At 32.2% G+C, this 22325-nt stretch carries 22 protein-coding genes; 3 read left to right on the forward strand and 19 right to left on the reverse strand.

The features are described from left to right. Positions 1-7: 7 nt before the first annotated feature. A complete protein-coding gene (locus tag NH288_RS11425; protein ID WP_080551595.1) occupies positions 8-88 on the forward strand; it encodes an IS3 family transposase in 81 nt (26 codons plus the stop codon). Between the two features lie 62 nt (positions 89-150). On the opposite strand, the gene NH288_RS09300 is transcribed toward NH288_RS11425, so the two are convergent. From NH288_RS09300 to pcp, 13 genes are all read right to left on the reverse strand, one after another. Beyond that, positions 151-1263, reverse strand: a complete 1113-nt coding sequence (locus NH288_RS09300; protein WP_265214864.1) for a YrzE family protein — start codon at positions 1261-1263, stop codon at positions 151-153. An 84-nt stretch (positions 1264-1347) separates the two neighbouring features. Continuing rightward, positions 1348-2271, reverse strand: coding sequence for a hypothetical protein (locus NH288_RS09305; RefSeq protein WP_265214866.1), 924 nt, complete (start codon positions 2269-2271; stop codon positions 1348-1350). 38 nt (positions 2272-2309) lie between these two features. After that, positions 2310-3278, reverse strand: coding sequence for a sensor histidine kinase (locus tag NH288_RS09310; RefSeq protein ID WP_106460654.1), 969 nt, complete (start codon positions 3276-3278; stop codon positions 2310-2312). Continuing rightward, positions 3271-3939, reverse strand: a complete 669-nt coding sequence (locus tag NH288_RS09315; RefSeq protein WP_158698381.1) for a response regulator transcription factor — start codon at positions 3937-3939, stop codon at positions 3271-3273. The genes NH288_RS09310 and NH288_RS09315 overlap by 8 nt, the downstream gene beginning before the upstream one ends. Then, positions 3917-5815 carry an FtsX-like permease family protein gene (locus NH288_RS09320; RefSeq protein ID WP_265214871.1) on the reverse strand — a complete coding sequence of 633 codons (1899 nt, stop codon included), beginning with the start codon at positions 5813-5815 and terminating at the stop codon, positions 3917-3919. Before NH288_RS09320 ends, NH288_RS09315 begins: the two co-directional genes overlap by 23 nt. Continuing rightward, the gene (locus NH288_RS09325; RefSeq protein ID WP_265214873.1) at positions 5812-6558 is read right to left on the reverse strand and encodes an ABC transporter ATP-binding protein; all 747 of its coding nucleotides are present in this window, start codon (positions 6556-6558) and stop codon (positions 5812-5814) included. The genes NH288_RS09320 and NH288_RS09325 overlap by 4 nt, the downstream gene beginning before the upstream one ends. Then, complete coding sequence (locus NH288_RS09330) at positions 6548-7279, reverse strand: hypothetical protein (RefSeq protein ID WP_265214874.1); 732 nt, start codon at positions 7277-7279, stop codon at positions 6548-6550. The genes NH288_RS09325 and NH288_RS09330 overlap by 11 nt, the downstream gene beginning before the upstream one ends. 58 nt (positions 7280-7337) lie before the next feature. Further along, complete coding sequence (locus tag NH288_RS09335; RefSeq protein WP_265214875.1) at positions 7338-9428, reverse strand: DEAD/DEAH box helicase; 2091 nt, start codon at positions 9426-9428, stop codon at positions 7338-7340. Next, complete coding sequence (locus NH288_RS09340) at positions 9425-10747, reverse strand: ATP-binding protein (protein ID WP_265214876.1); 1323 nt, start codon at positions 10745-10747, stop codon at positions 9425-9427. Before NH288_RS09340 ends, NH288_RS09335 begins: the two co-directional genes overlap by 4 nt. Continuing rightward, on the reverse strand, positions 10744-12414 hold the full coding sequence (locus NH288_RS09345) for a tellurite resistance TerB C-terminal domain-containing protein (RefSeq protein WP_265214878.1): 1671 nt from the start codon (positions 12412-12414) through the stop codon (positions 10744-10746). Before NH288_RS09345 ends, NH288_RS09340 begins: the two co-directional genes overlap by 4 nt. Before the next feature lie 50 nt (positions 12415-12464). Continuing rightward, positions 12465-13316 (reverse strand): fructosamine kinase family protein, encoded by an 852-nt coding sequence (locus NH288_RS09350; protein ID WP_265214880.1) that lies wholly within the window; start codon positions 13314-13316, stop codon positions 12465-12467. A gap of 80 nt (positions 13317-13396) precedes the next feature. Continuing rightward, on the reverse strand, positions 13397-14416 hold the full coding sequence (locus NH288_RS09355; protein WP_106460663.1) for an alpha/beta fold hydrolase: 1020 nt from the start codon (positions 14414-14416) through the stop codon (positions 13397-13399). A 1-nt stretch (position 14417) separates the two neighbouring features. Then, positions 14418-15062, reverse strand: coding sequence for a pyroglutamyl-peptidase I (gene pcp / locus NH288_RS09360; protein ID WP_265214882.1), 645 nt, complete (start codon positions 15060-15062; stop codon positions 14418-14420). Positions 15063-15157: 95 nt separating this feature from the next. On the opposite strand from pcp, the gene NH288_RS09365 reads away from it, so the two are divergent. Beyond that, the gene (locus tag NH288_RS09365; RefSeq protein ID WP_265214884.1) at positions 15158-15454 is read left to right on the forward strand and encodes a rhodanese-like domain-containing protein; all 297 of its coding nucleotides are present in this window, start codon (positions 15158-15160) and stop codon (positions 15452-15454) included. A gap of 23 nt (positions 15455-15477) precedes the next feature. Here the strand turns inward: NH288_RS09365 and NH288_RS09370 are convergent, their stop codons facing one another. The 6 genes from NH288_RS09370 to NH288_RS09395 form a co-directional block, all read right to left on the reverse strand. Next, positions 15478-16272: an ABC transporter permease gene (locus NH288_RS09370; protein ID WP_158698382.1), complete on the reverse strand. Its 795-nt coding sequence runs from the start codon at positions 16270-16272 to the stop codon at positions 15478-15480. Next, positions 16256-17839: an ATP-binding cassette domain-containing protein gene (locus NH288_RS09375; RefSeq protein ID WP_265214885.1), complete on the reverse strand. Its 1584-nt coding sequence runs from the start codon at positions 17837-17839 to the stop codon at positions 16256-16258. Before NH288_RS09375 ends, NH288_RS09370 begins: the two co-directional genes overlap by 17 nt. Continuing rightward, the gene (locus NH288_RS09380; RefSeq protein WP_265214886.1) at positions 17832-18200 is read right to left on the reverse strand and encodes a zinc ribbon domain-containing protein; all 369 of its coding nucleotides are present in this window, start codon (positions 18198-18200) and stop codon (positions 17832-17834) included. Before NH288_RS09380 ends, NH288_RS09375 begins: the two co-directional genes overlap by 8 nt. A gap of 113 nt (positions 18201-18313) precedes the next feature. Then, positions 18314-18514 (reverse strand): cold-shock protein, encoded by a 201-nt coding sequence (locus NH288_RS09385; protein ID WP_106460669.1) that lies wholly within the window; start codon positions 18512-18514, stop codon positions 18314-18316. Positions 18515-18516: 2 nt separating this feature from the next. Beyond that, a complete protein-coding gene (locus NH288_RS09390) occupies positions 18517-19245 on the reverse strand; it encodes a class I SAM-dependent DNA methyltransferase (protein ID WP_265214889.1) in 729 nt (242 codons plus the stop codon). Next, entirely contained in the window at positions 19245-21881 is a 2637-nt protein-coding gene (locus NH288_RS09395) for a valine--tRNA ligase (RefSeq protein ID WP_265214891.1), read from the reverse strand. Before NH288_RS09395 ends, NH288_RS09390 begins: the two co-directional genes overlap by 1 nt. Before the next feature lie 284 nt (positions 21882-22165). Between NH288_RS09395 and NH288_RS09400 the strand changes: the two genes are divergently transcribed. Next, on the forward strand, positions 22166-22325 hold a 160-nt coding region (locus NH288_RS09400; protein ID WP_265214892.1), incomplete at its 3' end, for an IS110 family transposase.

Genomic DNA, 22325 nt, shown 5'->3' on the forward strand with positions numbered 1-22325 from the left:
AAAATATATAAAATGGTACAATGAGGATAGGATTAAAACAAAATTAAACGGAATGTCCCCTGTTATGTACAGATTACATTCCGCTTAAAATATTATTAAATTATTCCGTGTTTACGGGTTCAGGTCATATAGTGCCTAGTTTTTTTGGTTTTATCTATAATTTTTAATTGCGAATTCCTCACCTTTTCTACCAGCTATTGCTGATACAGCAAGGGCTATGATTAATCCTAAGAAGGTTAGAACTGAACCAAGAGAAACAGCATTTGTTGCCTTATCAGCAGTATCTTTTGCTTCTTCTACTGTTTGGTCAAGTTTTATCTTAGATTCTTCTGCAAGCTTTGTTATTTCTACGCTTGCTTCATCAATTGCCTTACTTGTATCTTCTGAAGCCTTGTTTAGCTCTTCATAGATATTGTTAGCAATTTCATCAGCTTCTGCCTTGCTTAGGTCAGAATTTTCAGCTACCGCATTTGTAATAGCATCTTTATCAGCAGAATCTGCGATTTTTTCAGCCTTAGCTTTAAGTGAGTCTGTTAAAGTTTTGATTTCAGCTCCTGCATTTTCTGGATTTAAAGCAATGTTTTTAACAGTTTGAGCAATTTCATCCTTACTTTCTTCAACTTGACTGCTTAAATATTCTGGTTGAAGCTCTTTAACATCAGTATCTGCTAGATATTTTTCAAGATTAGCCTTAAGTTCGCTTGTGTCAACATCGTCCATATTTTTAGCTACTTCATCAACAGCAGAACCAATTGCTGAACTTGCTGCATCCCCAGCTGTACTTGCTACATTACCAGCTACATCAGCTGCTCCACCTGCTACAGCACCAACTACTTGTCCAGCCATACCTAGAGTTGAAGCTACAGCATTTAACACAAGGGTAAATAGCAATAAGATTGTTACTGCCCAAGTAATAGCACCGTGTAAAAGACCTGTGGATCTAGCTGCATAACCTGATACAAAACCACCTACACAGAAGGAAACAATTATTGTAATTGCTGTCCATAGACCTGTCGCAAGGCCTACGCCTGCAAGTGGGTTAGCTGAGTTTGCTGAAAAGATTCCAAATCCTAAAGCTGCTGTTAAAAGGCTAAGTACTGTAAATACCGCCGCACCTGATACAGCTCCTGCTATTATAGAACCCCAAGAAAGATTCCTACCTGCTTGAAGGCTTCCTTCTCTTTCTAGGTTTATTTCTCTTCTTTTTTCTGGTCGATTAGATCTTCTTCTATCGCCAGGATTTTGATTATTAATCTCTGTCATTAATACCTCCTAATTCTTTGCGTTTTAATAACATGTTCTTACTATACTATAAAATATTATAATTTAAAGTTTATATACAGGAGATTAATTATATTTATTTAAAAAAGCATTGTCTCTAAGGATTTCTGAAACCATATCCCTTCCCTTGTACATCTTCTTAATATTTTTGATATCAAGTATTATAAAATCAGCCCTAAGTAGGTCTTCCTTACTTTCTTCTGTTAGATAAGATGAGTTTATGATGAGTATAGGAATAATTCCCTTCCCAGAGCCTTCAAAGGCTTTTATAATTTTACTAACCTCTTCATTAGCTATCTTCCTGCCGTAGTCGTAATTTCTAATTTCTAGAGCAAATCTCTTATCATTCTTTTTGGCAAAAAGGTCAAATCTATGACTCTTCTGGTATTTTTCCTGGTATTCTTCGACAAAATACCCGCTGTTTTTAAAGGCAAGTCCAATAAATTCCTGGCTAGTAAAATCAAAATTAATCTTTCTTAAGGCTTTTAAAAGCCCGTCAGGCCTAATTTTAAAAATAGCCCTGTATTCAATCTTATCCCCACCAAGCCTTTTAAAATCAAAACCTATTACAAGCTTATCAATCACATTGAAATTGCCATGAGCTATGGCATTTCTTATATGCCTTAAAAGGCTCATAGTCTTAGTTTCCCCATCTGCTAGGCTCATAACTATTTTTTGATCATCTGTGCATACTTCTCCTCTAAAGTCATCAAGTATGTATGTTGCTATATCATCAGTAAATAAGACATCCCTGTCACTTAGGTTCATAAAGCTCATTATTTCTTCAAAAATATAGTCATCATATTCCTTATTTTTAAGGAGGTCATTTTCCTTGGCCTGCTCGCTGTTTATATTTGGCACATACCAAAGAAGATATTTAATAGCCTCATCAAGGTCAGGGCTAAGTTTGATTGGGATTTCTTTGTGATTTATATCAAATTTTTTCCTATTTTTACAAGCTGATAGCTCAAATCTGTCAGTTATTTTCATCTCTACCTACTTTATTTAAAGTCTTTTTCCAAAAACAATTAAAACTTAAGGCAAATCTCAAAATCTCTATCCTCATTACTTACTACTTCTATATCTATAGATAAGTCCTTACCATAAAGCCTTGCTAAATATAGGCCCATGCCTGTTGATTTGTGAATTTTATCAACCTCTCCTGTAAAGGCCTTTTCAAAGATAAAGGCAAGATCTTGATCAGCAACCTTAGGTCCATTGTTTCCTATATATAGGTTCTTACCCTTATTTCTAATATTAATAACGCCATCACAGTATTTTATGGCATTTGAAATAATCTGGGAAATTATAAAGACCAAAGTATTTTTGTCAGTAAAAACTTCTACCTCTCCTACATCTTCTTTTATGATAATCCCCTCTTCTGCAATTAGGGGATAATATGCCTTGATTGCTTCATCTACAGCTTCTTTTAGATAGATATCTTCCATCTTGTAGTCTTTTTTGCTAGCATCTAGTCTTGCATAGTAGAGAATCTGGTTAATATAATTTTCTATATTGGCATTGGCTAGACTTAGTTTATCAAGACTTTCCCTATCAAAATCATTTTTATGGTTTTCTAGGAATAAATTTGCAAAGGCAAGGGGAGTTTTAATCTCATGAGCCCACATCTCTATAAAGTTCCTATAGGAGATGAGTTTGGACCTGGATTCTTCTAGCCTCTTATCTTTTATTTTAAAAGCTTTCTGATAATCATTAAAAATTTTCTTATAGTCACTCCCAAATTCATTTACTAAGGCATCTTTTGCTAAGAAGGAATTGTTTATCAAAAATTCTTCAAGTAGGTCCTTTTTTCTTTTATTTTTATTTCTTATAGTTCTTAAAATAAATAATAGAGCCAAGATTGTAAATAAAAGTATGAAAATTATGAAATTATCAATTAATTCTGGACTTATGAGAATTATTAGAAAGATAAAGAATAAATCTAGGCCTAAAAATGCCAATATCCAAATAAGGCCATCCTTTAATGTGCTATTCATCCGCTTCTCCTAGGCCATAGCCCTGGCCTCTCTTATTGTAAATATTGTAAGGCCCAAGGTTTTTAAGTTTTTTCCTAAGCCTTGTAATATTTACCTGAAGTATATTTTCATCTATATAAATCGTTGACCAAACAGCCTCTAGAAGGTCATCCTTTGACACGATTTCTGGATAGGATTCCATTAATTTGTTGATAATATCAGCTTCTGTTTGGGGTAAGATTAGGTAGGTATCTTTATAAGATAATTTTGAAGTAGAAAGCTCAAGACTTAAATCTCCCACACTAATTATATCTTGGAAGTGGTTAAATAAATTTAAAAGCTTTTCCATCCTCAAAATTAGCATCCTAGTATCAACTGGCTTCGCTAAGTATTCATCAGCTCCAATCTCAAGTCCTTTAATCTCATCTTCTATCCCTATCCTAGATGTGAGCATTAAGACTGGAATGTTTGATTTTTCTTTTATATCTCTGCAAATATCAAAACCGGATATCCCTGGTAAATTAATATCTAAAATTACAAGGTCAGGTCTTTTTTTAAGAGCATCCTCACTTGCCCTTAAGAAATTATCCACACTTGATACTTCATATCCCCTATTTTCTAAAAATTCTCTTAGTTCATTTAGGAGATTTCTATCATCTTCAATTATTAAAATTTTCTTCATAATAAAGTATCCTTTCATAACTTACCTTTATGATAAATTTTAAAAATAGGCTTATCACTAACAAAAGACCAAGACTAATTAAGGCTAGGGTTCCAATTATTTTGCTAATTTTTATTCTAAAAAATAAATCTATACTAAAAGATAGGTTGGTAAATAAAAATATTGTCACAAAAATCGAAGCAAAACCCACAATGAAGAAAAGTATCGTATAAACTTTTCTAATTATTGACCTGATTTCCTCCATATCTTGGCCCATTAAGCTTAGAATCCTTAATTTTTCTTTAGATTTTTCAAAGTAAATGAAAATTCTAATTGTGAAAAAGCTTAGGCCAGCCAAAATAAAAATCAAACTCAAATAAAAATAGGTATATAAATTTTCTGTAATCTGAGAGATTGCATTTTTTGCTTGCCAAATATAAGATTCATACTTATAATCACCATCAATAAAGGCCTGTCTTAACATATCAGACCCCTTGGAAAAACCAAAAGAGTTTACAAAATCTTTGTTTAGGTTTATATTGTAGGCAAAAGGTTCTTTTTTATCGATCAAAGACCCATAAACCTCATCATTTACAACAACCATACTAGATAAGCCTATTACATCATTAGAAAAAATCTTATTTGACTTTACAAGTTTTCTTACTTTGTAATCTTTTCCAGCTATTTTTATCAACCCATCTTTTTTGGCAAGACTTGCTTCAAGACCATATTTTTCATTTTCACTTTCTGCTAGGAGGATAGCTTCATCATCCTTTAGATCAGTTTCTATTTTATAAATATTATCAAATGATGATTCTTTTAGCAAAAAACTTGGTCTAAAATAAAACTCATTTCTTGTGGACCTATCAAGGCTCATATTTTGCTTAACCAAGTTAATTATTTCCACTGGGTAGATATCAAAATACTCATAACCATAAACTGGATAAATTTCTCCGATCATTTGAGTCATGTCTAAGTCTTCCTTTAAAAGCTCGATTTTTTCTTTAGAATCATAAAGGGTAAAGTCAGCAGGTCTTTCTAGGGAATTTCTTGATGCTAAACTTGTTAAAATAGTATAGGCAAGGATAAAAGTGCCTGCAATAAGCATAAAGCTTGTAAATAGCAAGGAAAGCCTATCTTTTTTGAAAATTAAGCTTAAGCTTTTCCTTACAATTATATCTTTTCCACTGCTTTTTTGGAAAATTTTAGAAAATATAAAGAAAACCATTAGTAAGAATATGCTAATTAAGCCTATTACAATGATCAATTCTTCCATTAAATAAATTCTATTTAAAATAAGACCGATAACAAATAAAATCAAGGCCAAAAACAAAAAGAAATCTGACCTAGATTTTAGCTCTCCCCTCATTATTTCATCTGGCTTTTTCTTATAAAAATCCCTAACGAGAGTATAAATCGATAAACTATTCAGAAACAAGCTTATTACCATTGTTAAGATAATTGCTTTAAAAGAAATACTAAAATTATGGTAATTTAAACCCAAACTTAAGATCTTAACTGTAAGAAGATTTATAAATTCATTTATAAAAATAGCAAGACCTATGCCGTAAAGATTTGCCTTTAAAATATCTACAAATGAATCTTTTAAAAAATTTTTAAAAAGTCCTTTCTGGCCTAAGCCTTCTGCCATCAAAAGACCTACATCATTTTTCCTCTCACTTATAATATAAAAGCTTGCATAGTAGATTAAAATAAATATGAAAATTAGAGAAACTAAGTAGATTAGCCTAACAGTATCTAAAAGATAAAGCCTATTTTCTTCGTAGATATAGGAAAATACTTCAGATTTATCAAATGATAAAATTATGTAAGATGTAATTGATGATATTATTAAAATTAAAAAATAAAGTTTTTTGCTAGACTTTTCTTTATTCATCTTAAAAGCATCCTATCTGCATTTTCTATCCTTGTTAAGAAATCTTCCCTACTCTCTTCTTCCTTGCGTCTTAGCTCGTTATAAATAAGACCATCCCTTAAAAATATAACCCTATCTGTGAAGGAAATTGCCCTTAGGTCATGGCTTGCCATTATTATAGATTTCTTGTGGACCTTATTATATGTTTTTAAAAGCCTTAAGACTTTTTCCCCAAGCTTGCTATCAAGAGAACTTGTAGGCTCATCAGCAAGGATTATTTTTGAATCCTTAAGAAGGGCTCTTGCTATGGCGATTCTTTGCTTCTCTCCTCCAGATAGGTTTTCTGGATATGAATTAAATAGGTCAACAATTTCCAAAATCTCAGCCAATTTCATTACTTTATCCTTATCGACTTTCTTTTTTGAAATATTAAATGGCAGAATTATATTTTCATAGCCAGTAAGGCTATCTATAAGTTTAAAATCTTGATATATATAAGAAATAACATTCTTCCTAAAAGATGTTATCATTCTCCTATTAAAAAGGGAAATATCCTTATCATAATAGGAAATAGAGCCCTTGTTAAAGGACCCTATTGTCGCTATAGCATTTAAGATAGTTGTCTTTCCCGAGCCAGATTTGCCCATTATTCCTAAAAATTCACCTTCTATTAGGTCAAAGTTAAGGTTAGATAAGACTCTTTTATCTTCCTTGCCATAATATTTTTCAAGATTTTCTACTTTTAAAATTCTCTCAAATTTCATTTTTTCCCTTATCTTTAATTTCTCCTAAATCATCAACCTCAGTATAGGTATCTTTTAGGCTTAGAAGCTTCTCATAAGTTTCATCAACATCTGTAGTTTTTGAAACAAGAACATCCTTCCACCTTCCTTGGCTGTTGTCGGTAAAAGACTCAATCCAATTTCCCTCTAAGTCGTAAATATCATATGACCCCTTGTTTAAATCATCAAGGCTTGTTAGCTTATAAGTATCATCGATTTTTTCTATCGTTTTGTCATAGCCACTTAGGAAATTTTCGTAAATCATACTTTCATTTCTAGAAATTATGGAAGACTCCTTAGAATTTTTGCTATAGTCAAAAGTATCTGTGTAATAAATCTTTTTATTTGTATCTATCCAAAATCTTTCATTGCCCTTTCTAAAAAATATTGTACCATCAAGTCTACCATCAATATCAATATTCTTTGAAGAATCGATAGCTTGTATCATCTTGTAGGATTCACCAGTATCTACATTTGTAATTTCTCTTACAGTAACACTAGGATCAGCATCCTTGCGGTTTAAAATTGTTTCTACAAATTCTTTTTCTACACCGCTTACTTTACCTACATATTCATCAACTTTTGCCTTATTACTTCTTAATTCATCAAGGTACTCTTTTTGGCCTAGTGAGGAATTAGCTCTTAAAAATATGCCTCCAAAAACTACAAGTCCAATCACTAACAAACTTTTAATATATTTCATCGTATCCTCCTTATTTTTTTGTTAATTATATAATATCACCAAATAAGGAAATATTTAATTACAAGTTTTGTAAGTATTGGCTAGCTCCATCAATATCGAGGATATTTTCTATAATGTATGTGATTTTTAAATCATCTGGTACCAAGACCATGAATTTATTAGCCGATAAGTAAGTTTCTATAAGCGACGGATTTTCTTTTAAATATTTTTCTATTTTCTCAATATCCACTTGATTCTCTCTAATTTTTTTCAAATCTCTTCTTATATTATTGCCTACAATAGTCGATGAGCTATCATCATCATAATAAGAGGATGACTTAGACTTAATATTTAGTAATAAAGCCAGAGTTCTATTTATTTTTGTAGATTTAAAGGTCCTAAGACCAATTTTCCCTTCAAATTCTACAAAGTGATAGTCTTCTTCCTTTATTTCTTCTCTTAAGGCTTCTAAAATCTCTCTAATATTTGGATTTAATTTAATCTTGTCAAGGTTAAATAGAATTTCTTCCATCTTAGCCCTTACTTCTCCACTTATTTCAAAGGATCCAGATCCTGCAAAACTTTTAGCATTGGCCTCATCTGAAAGAATCACCATAATTTTGCGAGAACTATGGTTAATAGATTGGATTTGCCAAACCTGACCTGCTAGATATATCCTATCCTTGGCCTTTAGATTGTCGCCAAGCTCAATTTCTCCTATTACATTTTTATCACTTGCAACCTTATAGGACTTTTTGCTGACAAATTGGTTATAAAAATAGCCCATGGTCATGAGTTTTTCAGCTTCCATTCCTACTATATACTCACCATCTATTTCTTCTATATAATTTTTCCCTAGCATAAAATCTTTTAGCTTTGCAAATTCATCATCGTTTATATCAGTAAAACTTTTTAAATCCTTATTTAATCTAGTAAATTCAGCAAAAGAAAGTCCATTTTTCTCAAGGAGGGTCGATAGGACTTGGTGGGCAAAGATATCATAAGCCTTCTTTGCTTGGTCGATTTTATCGAGCCTTCCTTCCTCAAATAAAATAAGAGATGCTAAGGCCTGAAGGAGGTCATACTTGTCCGTTGCTATTTGATGAATTATGGACTTTTTATTTCTCCTCCCAGACCTACCCAGTCTTTGAGCAAGAGAAAGAACTGAAGCAGCAGATCCAACTTGAATAACCTGATCAACTGTCCCTATATCAATTCCAAGCTCTAGGGTCGATGTGGCTACAATTATGAAATCTTCTCTTGTATTTTTGGCAAAATCTTCTATTTCCTTTCGCTTGATCTTAGATATTGAGGAATGATGGGAAAATACCCTTATCTCATATGCTCTTTCTTTTATTTCTCTTTGCAAAAGATAGGTAAGTTTTTCTACCTTCTCCCTAGAATTTGGGAAAATCAAGGTTGATTTTCCCAAAGAATATTCTAAAATCTTTTTTACAATCTCATCATTGATATCATCTGCTTCGATATAATCAAGGCTTGATAGCAAATCATTCCTTGACCTATCAAGCAAAATATTTGTCTCTCTACCATTTATAAAAAAATCCTTGGCTAGAGAATAATTTTCATCTCCTAGGGTTGCTGAAAGGCCTAACATTCTTGGAGTATCTAGGCAGTAAGCCTCCATTCTTACAAGTAGAGATTTTAGTTGAAGTCCCCTATTTGTATCTAAAAACCCATGAATTTCATCTACTATTACAAAATCCAAATCTTTAAACAAGACCTTGGCTCTTGCCTTATCGTTTACAAGCATGGCTTCTAAGGATTCTGGAGTTATTAGCATGATTCCTGATGGATTTGCCACAAGTTTATCCTTTTGGCTTACTGATGCCTCTGAATGCCAGCTAGTCACCCTTATATCAAGGCCCTTGCATATTGCAAGGACTCTTTTAAATTGGTCATTTATAAGAGCGATTAGGGGTGAGATATATAAAATTTTTAACCCTTTATCTAAGTCAACAGTCTTTGAAATTGCAGGTAAGAAGGCTGCTTCAGTTTTGCCTGATGCTGTTGGTGCAGCAAGGATTAAGTTGTTATTAGTCTGATAAATTTGTTTGATGGCAGCTTTTTGTATCTTTGTTAGACTTTGCCAGCCATTTTCATAAACAAATTTTTTCATGTCCCTATTTAATAGGTCAAAGGCTTCTGTCATATTATTTCAATCTCATCATCTAAATTGTCTGGGTCTTTGAAAACTGCTACTTGACTTCCAAATTTATTAGCAAGAATTTGATCAATATCCACACCCTCATTTTGTCTTTTTATATCAAGTATTTCTATAAAATCTTTTATAACAGACCTTGGAGTTAGAAATTCATCAGCACCTGGCCTATTTAATTGGCCCTCCATGTAGGATACAATCTGCTCGTGGCTTAAATTAATCTCACTTTTATAGTGGGTATTGTAGATATCTACTAAGTTTTCTAAAAGGGTATAAATTTCTTCTTCTGTCAAGACCTTTAGGCCAAGGACGGTCTTATTTGTATTTAAAAGCTTATCATCCATCGATGCTTCGCTTCCAAGCCTTCCCTTAAGAGCCCCGTAAGAAGCAAGACCCCTGCTTTCATCAAAAACTGTCTTTCTAGTTGCCCCAAAATTTATAAATAAGTGTTTGGCCAGATTTGATTTTGTTTCGTTAAAAATATTTAGGATTTTTTCGTAATTTCTTTCACGGGTTGTGGCATGTGGAAGTTTGTAGAGGTTTACAGCCTCATCAAAATTTATTACAAAGCCCTTATAGCCAATTTCTGCAAAAAGCTCTGCCAAGTTTTTAGTAGCTTCAAAATAATTATCATCATTTATAATTTCGTTTATACCAAGCTCTTTTTTTGCCTCGGTCTTTGTAGAAATATCTCCCCTAATCCATCTGATAGCCTCAAGTTTTAAAAGCCTATTATCAGATATAAAACCCTCATAATATTTGCAAAGGGCTTGACCAAGTTCGTAAGATAGGCCTACAGATTTGAAATTTGAAAGTACATCTAAAATTTCTCCTTTGACCTTGTCTTGATACTCACCTGCCATCAAATCTTTTATGTCATAGGAATAATCCTTAGAAAGTTTCATAAAAATATTTGAAATCCATTCTTCAATTATTGCCTCAATTACATTTCCTTCTCTTTTAGTCTTTGTCTTTATATTTTCAATTATGGCTTTATAAAGGCCAACAGCCTTCCTATCGGTCGCATAAAATCTTCTAGATGGGTTAAGATCAATGGTTGACACAATAAAGTTTTTAGACAAAGCTAGGTTTTCTATTGTCTTGAGCATAAAAGACTTACCTGAACCAAAATCTCCCACCCAAAATCTAAGGTCTGAGTCGCCATTTTCAATATTTTCTAGGATTTTAATTATTTCTTCTACTTCAGCCTTTCTTCCTACAAGTAAATGGCCGATGCCAATATCAGGCACAACCCCTGCTTCCAGGCCTTTTATAATTGAATTTGCTTCTTTAGGATTGATTTTTCTCATCTTATATACTCCTTCACCATGTCTAAATAAAATTCATCTATTAACACATTTCCATCTTCGATTATTATAGTTTGATCGTTTATATAATTATAAAGCTCGTCATTTACTTCTTTTATAAAGATATTTAAAAATAAAGCTTGGTCTTGGGCTATTTTTCTTGCCTCATCTTCTGATATAGATCCCTTCTCTATGAGGAGTTTTAGAAAATCTCTGCTTGATTTTGAAAGATTATTATCATCAATTTCTTCCTCTTTTTCAGGCAATTTATCATTTTCCTCAATATTTTCTTCTTCTCCCACAAATTGACTTATAGTTTCTACGGTTGATCTTAGGGCTTTTCTTGATTTTGCTATTTTCTTATCATCAAGACTTATCCTTTTTGGTCGAATCTTATCAAGTTTTAAAATTTCTGCGATAAGGTCTATATCAATTTCATTTTCATCTACCAAATTTAGAAAAAGATTGTAGTTTTCTTCCCTTATAATTCTAAACAAAATTTTATCGTGAGCTTTTTTATTTAATTTATTTTTGTAAATATGGTATAAGGCTATTATTCTTAGGGTTGGGGTCTTTGATTTTATAATACTATTTAAGATTTGGTAAAAATTTTTCTCTTTTTTAAAATTTTCTATTATTTCTATTTCTTTATCAATATCCAAAGTTTCTATAAATCTTGTAAGTTCAGTGAGTTTGTTTGGATTTTCCTTAAAATACTTAAGATAAATCTGGCTTACTTCCTTATCTTTTAAATCAAAAAGTATAGTTCTTTGATAATCCATAATCCTATCTAGAATTTCTGAAGCCTTATTTTCTATAAGAAGTTCTATGGCAGATTCTGTTTGAATACCAGATAAAAATACAAAAATATTTCTGACATTTGCTTCACTTATTATCAAAAGTGCATCCAAAAGCTTTCTTGATAAGGTATAAGGCTTTTGATAGGAAACTAAGATGTCTGTATTAATTTTGTCATCATCAAATACTAGTTTTAGACTCTTAAGATATAAATTTATAGTAAGATTTTTTAAATCATCATTTTCCCAAAGAATATTATTTCTCTTGTTTATGGAAGCTAAAGCCCTTTCCTGGTCTAGGTCAAACTTATATTTTTCTCTTAAAGACCCGTCCTCATCCCAGAATACCTTCTGTTTACCATTAGCTGTTAGGTCATAATAGGCTATTGTTTCTTCATTTGCCCTTGGGATTTTCTTTATAAAATCATTGGCAGATTTTCTCAAATTGCTTATTGTTTCCTTATCTAAGAATTTTCCTAGATTTTCATAAATCCTTTCGGTTTTCCTATCGAAATTTGGATCATAAAAAGAATTGACATAGTCCCTTGCCAGCATATATATTTGATTGTACAAGTCATTTGATATTATTTTTTTACCAGCAAAACCTAGTTTTATTAAGTCTAAATACAAGTTTAGGGATTCTCTTTTGACTTGATCTGGCAAATTAATATTTGCATTTCTTATCCTTAATCTGGAAATATAGTAATCATCAGACTTTTTATCTAGGTCGATATTAATATTTGCCTTAAGATTTTTAGTGTTTACTTTTCTATTTATCTTTTTCTTATCCCTGGTGGCAAGATCTTCTAGCAAGCCTTCTATCAAAGCCTTAATATCATCCATAGCTTCCCCCATTTCTAGCTTACTAATCATTATACTCTTAGAGGATATAAAGTTAAGCAATAAAAAAAGTGCCGAAGCACTTAATTTAATATATTTTTCATTACATCATTTACTGATGAATCATAAACTGGCCCAAATTTTAAGAGGTGAACCATTAGTAGATAGAGTCTATAAAAGTTTATTCTTCTTTCCCAACCTACATATAGAGGAAGCTCATCCCTATAGGCCTTGTAGAAAATTTTACCAAATCCTCCAAATACTGTTGAAATTCCAATATCAAATTCACGATCACCATATAGTGGATTTGGATCAAATACTAAAGGCTTTTCCTTTTCATCAAACATAAAATTGCCTGCCCAAAGATCTCCATGAAGAAGGACTGGCCTTGATTTGTGACTATCAAGTTCCTTTTCAATAACTTTTCTTACCTGGTCATACCTTTCCAAATCTTTCTTATCCCACAAAAGGCTTGAAGCTAACTCATCTCTAAGTTTATCCATCCTTTGTTCAAGAAATATTTCTTTCCAAGTATCCTTGTATTCATTTGTGAAAATTGTTCCTGCTCCCCTATAAGGATAATCAAAACCAAATTTCCCATTTGGACTTTCTATGGTATGAATTTTAGCAACAAGCCTTGCTAAATCTTCCTGGCTTCCCATAGTGTCTTCCTTATGATAGGTTAAAAGCATAAAGCCACTACCATCATTTGACCCACTAGCTAAGACTCTTGGGGCATTTATCCCCTCTCTTTCAAAAATCTCTAATCCTGCTCTTTCCCCAGCAAAGAAAGATTCATCTGTATTTTTTTGTACTTTTAGAAAATAATCTTTTCCATCAGCTCTAAGCTTATAAGTTTCATTAACATCGCCACCGTTTATCGATGTGATAGATTCCACATCATCTAAAGGTAGGACTTTAATCAATTTTTCCATATTACCCCTATTCTTTCTCTTTTTAATAATTTACCACTTATATCAATTCTTTAAATAGCAAATCTTATATGTGTTTAATTTCAGTATTTTAAATCCTTATTATCAAAAATATCGATAATATCCTTATAAACAATCTCTTTATCAGTTTCGTTTAATACTTCGTGTTTCATATTCTTGTATACTTTAGATTTTATATTTTTATATCCTAGTTTTTTGAGAAAATCTAAACTAGATTTTACTCCCTTAGGCCCTTTTGTAATTGGATCGCTTTCTCCTACCAAGTTATATATCTCAAGGTCGGGATTTTTAACTTCATAAGACCTAGCTTTAGTTAACTTTTGATTAAGCTCGATTAAAGCCCTTGAATAAGCTAAAGAAAAATTAGAGATTCTTAAAGGGTCATTTGCTTTAATTCTAATATTTTCCTGGTCAAAAGATATAAAGTCTATCCCCTTGCCTGTTCCGACTATATAATCAATTATTCCACTCTCGTGTTTTTCTCCGAAGTAAAAACATAGAATATTTAAGAAAAATACTCCCAAACCTGCTATAGGATTGCCTGGTACAGTTCCTGTAACTATTAGTTTATCAATTAGTTTGTCATTTTTTCTTAAAAATAACCTAACTACCATTGAACCCATAGAATGACCCAACATATAAAGTTTCTTTTCAGGATATGTTTCTTTTAAATATTTGCTTAGCATAACTTGATCATCTACAAGTTCTTCTGCTCTTTGCATATAACCATTTGGATAAGTATTTGACAAAGATTTTCCATGACCCCTATGATCAGAAACTGCAACTAGATATCCGTTTTTAGCTAGATATTTTGCAAAATGATCATAATTTCCACCATGCTCTCCCATACCGTGAACTAATTGCACAAGAGCCTTAGGATTTTCTGCCTTATAAATTCTTACAAATATATCATTACCGTCGGTATTAGTGAGTAGTAAGTCCTCATTACTTTCATCTTCTTTTATTGTCAGCCTCTTAAAATACTTACTCGCCATCAAAAGTGACTTATAAAATCTTTCTTTTCTAAAATAATAAAGTTGAGGAATCATCAATAATATCAATACTGCTATTAAAATCTTCATATCAATGTGTCCTTCCTAATCCTATTTTTATATCTTCTTTCCCATCAAAATCTATGCTTGTTTCTATAGCAAGCTTTATAGCCGCTACCATAGTTTGTAAATCCATTGATGCCATGCCATTTTTATCCACTACTTGGTCTGGTAAGAAGGGTAGGTGAATAAAGCCCACCCTTATATTTTTATACTTATTTGCTAAATACAAGTCTTGGTACATTACATGGTTACATACATAGGTTCCTGCAGTATTTGATATAGATGCTGGAATACTTGATTTTTGCAATTTATTAATAATAGCCTTAATTGGTATTGTCGCAAAATATGCAGGTTCCCCATCTTCTCTTATTATCCTATCAATTGGTCTATTTCCTTCATTATCATCTATCGATGCATCATCAATATTAATAGCAACTCTTTCAACAGTAATATGGCTTCTGCCACCAGCCTGGCCTAGGGAAATAATTATATCTGGTCTAATTTCCTCTATCTTCTCCTCAATAAGACTTGCTGATTTCCCAAAAACTGTTGGAATTATAAGTTTATGTATTTTAGCATCTCCTATTATTTTTGGTATCTTTTCTAAAACTAAACTAGCAGGGTTTATTTTTTCATCCCCAAAGGCATCAAAGCCTGTTAATAATATATCCATAACTCACCTCTATATACTTTTACCAAAAAGAGTCATTTTTTAAACAATAATAGCAATAATATTTTTGAAGTATAATACATAAAAAAGGAGATTTCATGCATATAAAAGAAATTACTGGTGATGACTTATTAAAACTTGATGATTCATATAAAATTATTGATGTAAGAAGCGAAGAAGAATATAAAAACGGCCATATCAAAAATTCTATAAATATTCCCTTAGATAAAATTATGGAAAATGATATTGACCTTGATAAGAGTGATAAGCTCGTTGTTCATTGCAGAACAAACGGCCGAGCAGGAAGGGCCCTAGCAATCTTAGATTATTTAGGTTATAAAGATTTAACTCTTGCTCCTGGCGTAGACTTATATGATTATAATTTAGTAAAGTAAAAGGCCTTGCCAAAGCAAGACCTTTATTTGTTTATATTTTTTTCTAAAACCACTCCCGCCAAATAACCGCTTAGGGCTGATAGGGCAATTAGTGCAAGCCAGCAAACTATAAAATGACTTACGTTACTATAGTCTATAAATTTACCTACTCCTGGAAACGATCCAGGTCTTTCAGTAAAGCCTGTCAATCTTAAGATCGCATCATAACCATTTTTACTTATCATAAGACATGATATAGCTTGTAGGTATAATTTTTCAAGCTTAATATTTCCTGCTAAAACCAATTGAATTAACAAAACAAATGGCATTACTGTCATTGCAATTTCTGTATTTTTGACTGCGGCAGAAATTAAAATACCAAGCGCATTTGCTGCATAAATTATAAGGAAAAAACTTATAAATAAACCTACCAGTACAAAATAGTTTTCAATATTTTGGTGGTAGAAAACTGTAAGCAATGCAGTAATTATCAAGGATTCTATAAAACATATTAAAAGACCAAATATCATATGACTCGCTATATAAGATTTTATGTCAAGGCCTTCCCTATATTCATGCTTTATTATATCTCTTTCCTTACAAATTGAAGTAATGGAGTTAAATATTCCAAGCCATAAGCAAGCACAAGCCAGGATAAAAACAGCAGTTCCTGCATCAGATGATGTTGTAAGGAAACTATCATCTCCTGTAACTATTCTAACTATAGCTGGAGTTGTTACTGCTCCTAGTAGGATTATTAGCTTTGACTTATTCTTAAAATCTCTAATTAATTTTCCTAAATATACTTTTATCTGTTCTTTCTTAGATAGGTAATTCACTTTCTCCCCCTCTTCTAAATTTATCTATATAATAATCTGTGTCTTCTAAGAGCCTATCAACGATTGTCTCGATGTTTTTTGTAGCAAAAAATTCCATCGCATCTTTAGGACTTCCATAAAAGGCAAGCTTGCCGCAATTTTCACTTTGGCTCTTACCTAGGACCAATATCTTATCAAATAATTCAATGACCCTATCAGGACTATGAGATATTAGCATTATTATCTTATCATTATCTGCTATGGTCCTTAAATTAGCCATGATAGACCTAGCATTATAGCCATCTAGACCAGAATCTGGTTCATCAAGCAAAAATACAACAGGTGATGAAATATATTCACTAGCTATAGATAGCCTCTTTCTCTCACCTCCTGATAAATCTCTTACAAGAGAATCTTTGATTCTATCAAGATTCATCATTTTAAGTATCTCTAGTACATAATCATCTAATAAGTTCTCATCCTTAGTAAAATCTCTTGGTAATTTCAACTGACCAGAATTTTTAAGAGTCATAAAAACAGTATCATTATCCCTTGAAAGATCAAACTGAGGTACAGTAGAAACCATTCTCTTAACCAAATTGAAATTCCTGGCGAAGTCTATATTTCCAATGCTTATCGATGAATTTGCATTATTTTCATTCAAAAATTCTTTAAAAAGAGTAGATTTACCAGCACCTGATGATCCTAAAACTAGGATAAGCTCTCCTGGTTGGGCCTTAAATTTTATATCCTTAAGGAGAGTTTTGGGCCCATTTTCTGTCATAACTACTTTTTCTCTTATATCTACATCTAGGAAATCATCCTTGCATATATTTACAGCAAATATAGCCTTGGATTTTTTCTGATAATCTTCTAATTTATCTTGATAGAATAAATTATTATCCTTAAGTATAAACATCCTCGAATCGTTTAGTACAAAATCCTTATTATTAAATAAAATTTCATCATAAATCTTTTTATTATTTAGGTAAAGTCCATTTGATGAAGGTTTTATGTATAATCTGCCATTTTGATATTCTATAAAATCTACATCTAGCGTAAAATCTTCACCAAGTTTTGTTTTGCACCACTTGACATCTTCCTGGTCTAAGATAGTGTATACAAGTGATAAGGCATTTACTTCAATTAGATCATTATTTAACAGATAATATTTCTTATTAGGATCTATTAATTTCTTATTTACAAATGAATTTGAATTAGGATTTCCTTTAAAATAATAGCCCTTGTAGTCATTTGCCAAAATCGAACCATCTTCTAGAATAATTTCCTTATTAAATTTTAAAAGCTCAACTTCTTCTCCAATTTTAACTATAAGAGGATATATATCTGCATTTAGAATTTTATCTGAAGCATTGATGCTCTTACTTAGGCTATCATACACATTTAGCAAAGGCTTTGCTAAGGGAATATCTTCTCTGGTCAAATCTTTTTTGCCTAAAAATGAAGTCCTCTTCACCCTAGGTCCATCGTTAGAAACTAAAATCCCACAATTTGGACAGTACTTATATCCTATTTTTAGATTATGAGAACACTGAGGACATTTTTCTTTTAAAAAATACTTATCCATTTAGTTCTCTCTTCTGTCCACATATTGGGCAAAAATTTGAATTTGCTTCATAAATTGCCCCACAATTAGGGCACTTCCTAGTGGCATTGGTCATGATATTTATTTGGTTATTTAAATTTGTAAGTTTTTCATATAAAGATTTTATATTTTCTCTTTCTTCCTTAAAATCAGGCAGACTTTCACCTTTTTCAAGCCTATCATAGACCTCACACCCTAGTAATCTTAGAGCTTGGTTCATCTCTTCTTCCAAATTTTTATATTCTTTTTTAAGTTTATTTTCTTCTAATTTTGTTTTTGCAGACTCGCTAACCTTGTTAGAAGCCTTGCTTACTTTAGAAAAAACACCATCTAAAAAATCCATAAGTCTTCCTTTCTTATGCTTCTATAATAACACAATTTAGCTTGTTAATCAATTATAAGTTTTCTTGAGTTTTTTACATTCCATAAAAAAAGTCCCTCAATATGAGGGAATCCTTAAATTTTCTTAACTTTTATCGCTTGAGGCCCCCTTGGAGCATCAATTTTTTCAAATTCTACATTATCGCCTTGATCGAGTCTTTTAAATTCATCTTCGGTTATAATATCTGAATAATGGACAAAAATATCATCTCCAGCCCATTTTATAAAGCCGAAACCTTTTTTATTGTCAAAAAATTTAACTACACCTATACTCATTTTCACGCCTTTCTTGCTGCAAATAATACTCTTAAAGTATCTTCATCCACCTTTCCTGATGTATCCTCATCAAATATTTTCAAATCAATAAATCCAGAATCTTTAGCTAAATTCTCCATATAATCTATGCTGTAGACTCTTTCACATTGGTATTCTCTAATTCTCTTGTAGGTCCCATCAGGATTTTCTACAAAGAAATTAAGCTCCATATCTACTAGGTCATTTTCCATATAATTATCCCAAGTATAGAAGATATCTTCATACTCATAAACAAAGCAATTTGACCCAAAGATTTCTCTCATTTTCATTTCTGAATTTATATCAAAAATTAAGAGACCTCCATCTTTTAGATTGTTATAGCAATTTTTAAAAAGCTTTTCTAAATCTTTAGGATCTGTCACATAATTTATAGAATCTAGAAGTATTACTATTAGGTCATAAGCCCTGGGATTTTCAAAGTCTACCATATCATAATAGATTAGATTTACCTTGTCATTGTCATATTTTGATGCAAAACAATCTAGCATTTCACTTGACAAATCTAGGGCATCAATTTCTTTAAAATCATCAAAAAAATGATTGGTAAGCATGCCAGAGCCACAAGCTAGCTCTAGCATCCTTTCTCTTTCAATCCCATATTCTTTTATTAATTTTTTGATATTATTAGCATATTTTTCATATTCTATATCAAATGATAATTTGTCATAAATATAGGCAAATTCACCGTACATTACTTATCCTTAATTTCTTCTAGGCTTTCTTTTGTTTTTTGAAGGAGATCCTTGTAGCCTTCAAGTTTTTCTCTTTCCTTATTTACTACTGCCTCTGGTGCTTTATCTACAAAGCCCTTGTTTGAAAGCTTGCCTTCTGCTCTTTTTATTTCACTTTCTAGCTTTTTGATTTCATCTTTTAAACGAGCTCTTTCCTTATCATAATCCATAAGCTCATCTAAAGACATATATACAGAAAATTCGTTAAATACTAGCTTAACCATGCCATCATCTTCAATTTTATAGTCAGCCTTATTTTCCACCTCTACTTCACTTGCGCTAGCTAGGTTTATAAATTGGGCTTTGATCTTTTCGATTAGGGCCTTATTTGCTTCATTTTCTGCTAGGATTGTAAGTTTTTGTTTGGTTTTTGCAGGTACATTTAGGCTTGATCTTTGGTTTCTTATGGCTGTGATTGCCTTTATTACTGAGTTTACATTCTTTTCTTCTTCTACGAAATTATATGCTTCTCTTATTTCTGGCCATTTTTCTACAATTAGCATGTCATCTTTGTTTGGAAATGCTGAGTAGATTTCTTCTGTTATAAATGGCATGAATGGATGAAGAAGGATGAGCATGTTTTTAAGAACGTAAAGCAATACCTTCTTAACTTGTAATTTTTCTTCAGGATTGTCGCCATATAATCTGATTTTTGCGAATTCTATATACCAGTCACAGTATTCATTCCAGATAAAATCTTCTATCCTATCTGCTGCAAGACCTATTTCATACTTGTCTAAGTTTTTGGATACATCTTCTATTACTTGGTTTAGTCTCTTTAGAATCCATTCATCCTCTAGGGATAGGTCTCCAAAGTTTTCGTCAAGCTTATCATTTTCATCTATATTCATTAGGACAAATCTAGATGCATTCCACAATTTATTGGCAAAGTTTCTTGATGCAAGGAGCTTATCCTCATCATATCTCATATCGTTTCCTGGAGAGTTGCCTGTGATTAGGGTAAATCTTAGGGCATCTGCACCAAATTTTTCAACTACATCTATTGGGTCTACACCATTTCCTAAGGACTTACTCATCTTTCTGCCTTGACTATCTCTAATTAGACCGGTGAATAAAACGTGAGAAAATGGAACTTTTCCAGTTGTATAAAGGGAAGCAAAGACCATTCTTATTACCCAGAAGAATATTATATCATAACCTGTGATTAAGATATTTGTTGGGAAGAAATAGTCAAATTCTTCGTTTTCTTCAGGCCAACCAAGGGTTGCAAATGGCCAAAGGGCTGATGAAAACCAGGTATCAAGTGTATCTTCATCTTGTGTTACTTTTTTACCCTCTAGCATGCCGTTTTCATCTGGCATTTCTTCTGATACGATGACTTCTCCATCTTCTGTATAAAATACTGGAAGTCTGTGGCCCCACCATAATTGACGTGATATGGTCCAATCTCTAATATTTTCTAGCCAGTTCATATAAGTTTTGGATAGGTTGTCAGGAATTAATTTTAATTCGCCATCATTGTAGGCATCTATACACATTTTTGCAAAGCCATCCATCTTTACAAACCATTGCTTTGAAATAAGTGGCTCTATTACAACATCTGTTCTTTCAGAATATCCAACAGCGTGGTCGATTTCTTCTATTTTTACAAGTAGGCCTTCTTTTTCAAGATCAGCAAGCATTGCTTTTCTCGCCTCGTATCTTTCCATGCCAGAATATCTACCATAGCCATCTACTATGTGGGCCTTGGAATCAAGGACTACACATTGGCCAAGGTCGTGACGAGCACCTACTTCAAAGTCGTTAGGGTCATGGGATGGGGTAATTTTTACACAACCTGTACCATATTCCATATCTACGTAGGAATCTGCAATTATAGGAATCTTACGACCTACTAGTGGTAAGATTAAATTTTTTCCAATTTTATCCTTAAAACGTTCATCTTCTGGGTTTACTGCAACAGCCAGGTCACCTAGCATAGTTTCTGGACGGGTTGTAGCTATTGTTATAAAGTCATCGGAATCTTCATAGTGGTATTTGATATACCAAAGCTTGCCCTTTTGATCCTTATGGTAAACTTCTGCATCAGAGATTGCAGTTTCTGCCATTGGGTCCCAGTTTACAATCCTATTACCCCTATAAATTAGACCATCATCATACATTTTCTTGAAAACTCTTTTAACAGCTCTTGTTAGATTTTCATCCATTGTAAAGGAATCATGGTCCCAATCGCAAGAAACACCTATTGTTCTTAGCTGCTTTTTGATTGTGCCACCATACTTATGGGTCCAATCCCAAGCTTCTTCTAAGAATCCTTCCCTTCCAAGATCTGCTTTTGTTTTGCCTTCAGCAGCAATTTTACCAACTACTTTTGCTTCTGTAGATATAGAAGCATGGTCTGTACCTGGTATCCATAAAGCTTCAAATCCTGCAAGCCTCTTATATCTAATTATGATATCTTGTAGGGTATTATTTAGGGCATGACCAAGGTGGAGTTGACCTGTAACATTTGGTGGTGGCATAACAATTGTAAATGGCTTTTTATCCGGATTTACCTTTGCCTTAAAATATCCATTATTTTCCCATTTTTGGTAAATTTTCTTTTCAAAATCCTGTGGATTATATTTAGTATCCATCATTTCTCCTTATATAATGTATTTAGGTTGTTAAAGGTAACCTATAACCCTTTTTCGACTAAGTATTATTCAGTTTTACTGTATAATATTGTTATTAGATAGAGTGTACTCGTTTGCTCCTTGAGATTTAATCTCGTACTTGAAAGAGTGAGTCCTCTAATCTTTTAACTGTTTACGTATAAGTTAGATGTTGACTGATTCTCAGTACTTCGTATTTCCCATAAGGCAGTAACGTTATTAGATTTTGAGGTGTCTATCTAAAATACTTTTTTATGAGGTTTCAAATGTTCTATTTAGGTATCGATATTGGTAAAAATACTCATGTTGCTTCATTAGTTGATGACAAGAAAAAAGTTATTTTTAAGGCTTTTTCTTTTTCAAATTCCATTGATGGTGCTGAGAGTTTAATCCTTAAACTAGAAGCTTTCAAAGATGAACTTGAAG

It is taken from the genome of Anaerococcus sp. NML200537 (assembly GCF_026131715.1).
GTDB classification, from domain to species: Bacteria; Bacillota; Clostridia; order Tissierellales; family Peptoniphilaceae; genus Anaerococcus; species Anaerococcus kampingae.

Excerpts from the sequence above, each read along its gene's own strand:
- NH288_RS09300 (WP_265214864.1), bottom strand. The coding sequence starts at position 1,263 with ATGACAGAGATTAATAATCAAAATCCTGGCGATAGAAGAAGATCTAAT.
- NH288_RS09305 (WP_265214866.1), bottom strand. The coding sequence starts at position 2,271 with ATGAAAATAACTGACAGATTTGAGCTATCAGCTTGTAAAAATAGGAAA.
- NH288_RS09310 (WP_106460654.1), bottom strand. The coding sequence starts at position 3,278 with ATGAATAGCACATTAAAGGATGGCCTTATTTGGATATTGGCATTTTTA.
- NH288_RS09315 (WP_158698381.1), bottom strand. The coding sequence starts at position 3,939 with ATGAAGAAAATTTTAATAATTGAAGATGATAGAAATCTCCTAAATGAA.
- NH288_RS09320 (WP_265214871.1), bottom strand. The coding sequence starts at position 5,815 with ATGAATAAAGAAAAGTCTAGCAAAAAACTTTATTTTTTAATTTTAATA.
- NH288_RS09325 (WP_265214873.1), bottom strand. The coding sequence starts at position 6,558 with ATGAAATTTGAGAGAATTTTAAAAGTAGAAAATCTTGAAAAATATTAT.
- NH288_RS09330 (WP_265214874.1), bottom strand. The coding sequence starts at position 7,279 with ATGAAATATATTAAAAGTTTGTTAGTGATTGGACTTGTAGTTTTTGGA.
- NH288_RS09335 (WP_265214875.1), bottom strand. The coding sequence starts at position 9,428 with ATGACAGAAGCCTTTGACCTATTAAATAGGGACATGAAAAAATTTGTT.
- NH288_RS09340 (WP_265214876.1), bottom strand. The coding sequence starts at position 10,747 with ATGAGAAAAATCAATCCTAAAGAAGCAAATTCAATTATAAAAGGCCTG.
- NH288_RS09345 (WP_265214878.1), bottom strand. The coding sequence starts at position 12,414 with ATGATTAGTAAGCTAGAAATGGGGGAAGCTATGGATGATATTAAGGCT.
- NH288_RS09350 (WP_265214880.1), bottom strand. The coding sequence starts at position 13,316 with ATGGAAAAATTGATTAAAGTCCTACCTTTAGATGATGTGGAATCTATC.
- NH288_RS09355 (WP_106460663.1), bottom strand. The coding sequence starts at position 14,416 with ATGAAGATTTTAATAGCAGTATTGATATTATTGATGATTCCTCAACTT.
- pcp (WP_265214882.1), bottom strand. The coding sequence starts at position 15,062 with ATGGATATATTATTAACAGGCTTTGATGCCTTTGGGGATGAAAAAATA.
- NH288_RS09365 (WP_265214884.1), top strand. The coding sequence starts at position 15,158 with ATGCATATAAAAGAAATTACTGGTGATGACTTATTAAAACTTGATGAT.
- NH288_RS09375 (WP_265214885.1), bottom strand. The coding sequence starts at position 17,839 with ATGGATAAGTATTTTTTAAAAGAAAAATGTCCTCAGTGTTCTCATAAT.
- NH288_RS09380 (WP_265214886.1), bottom strand. The coding sequence starts at position 18,200 with ATGGATTTTTTAGATGGTGTTTTTTCTAAAGTAAGCAAGGCTTCTAAC.
- NH288_RS09385 (WP_106460669.1), bottom strand. The coding sequence starts at position 18,514 with ATGAGTATAGGTGTAGTTAAATTTTTTGACAATAAAAAAGGTTTCGGC.
- NH288_RS09390 (WP_265214889.1), bottom strand. The coding sequence starts at position 19,245 with ATGTACGGTGAATTTGCCTATATTTATGACAAATTATCATTTGATATA.
- NH288_RS09395 (WP_265214891.1), bottom strand. The coding sequence starts at position 21,881 with ATGGATACTAAATATAATCCACAGGATTTTGAAAAGAAAATTTACCAA.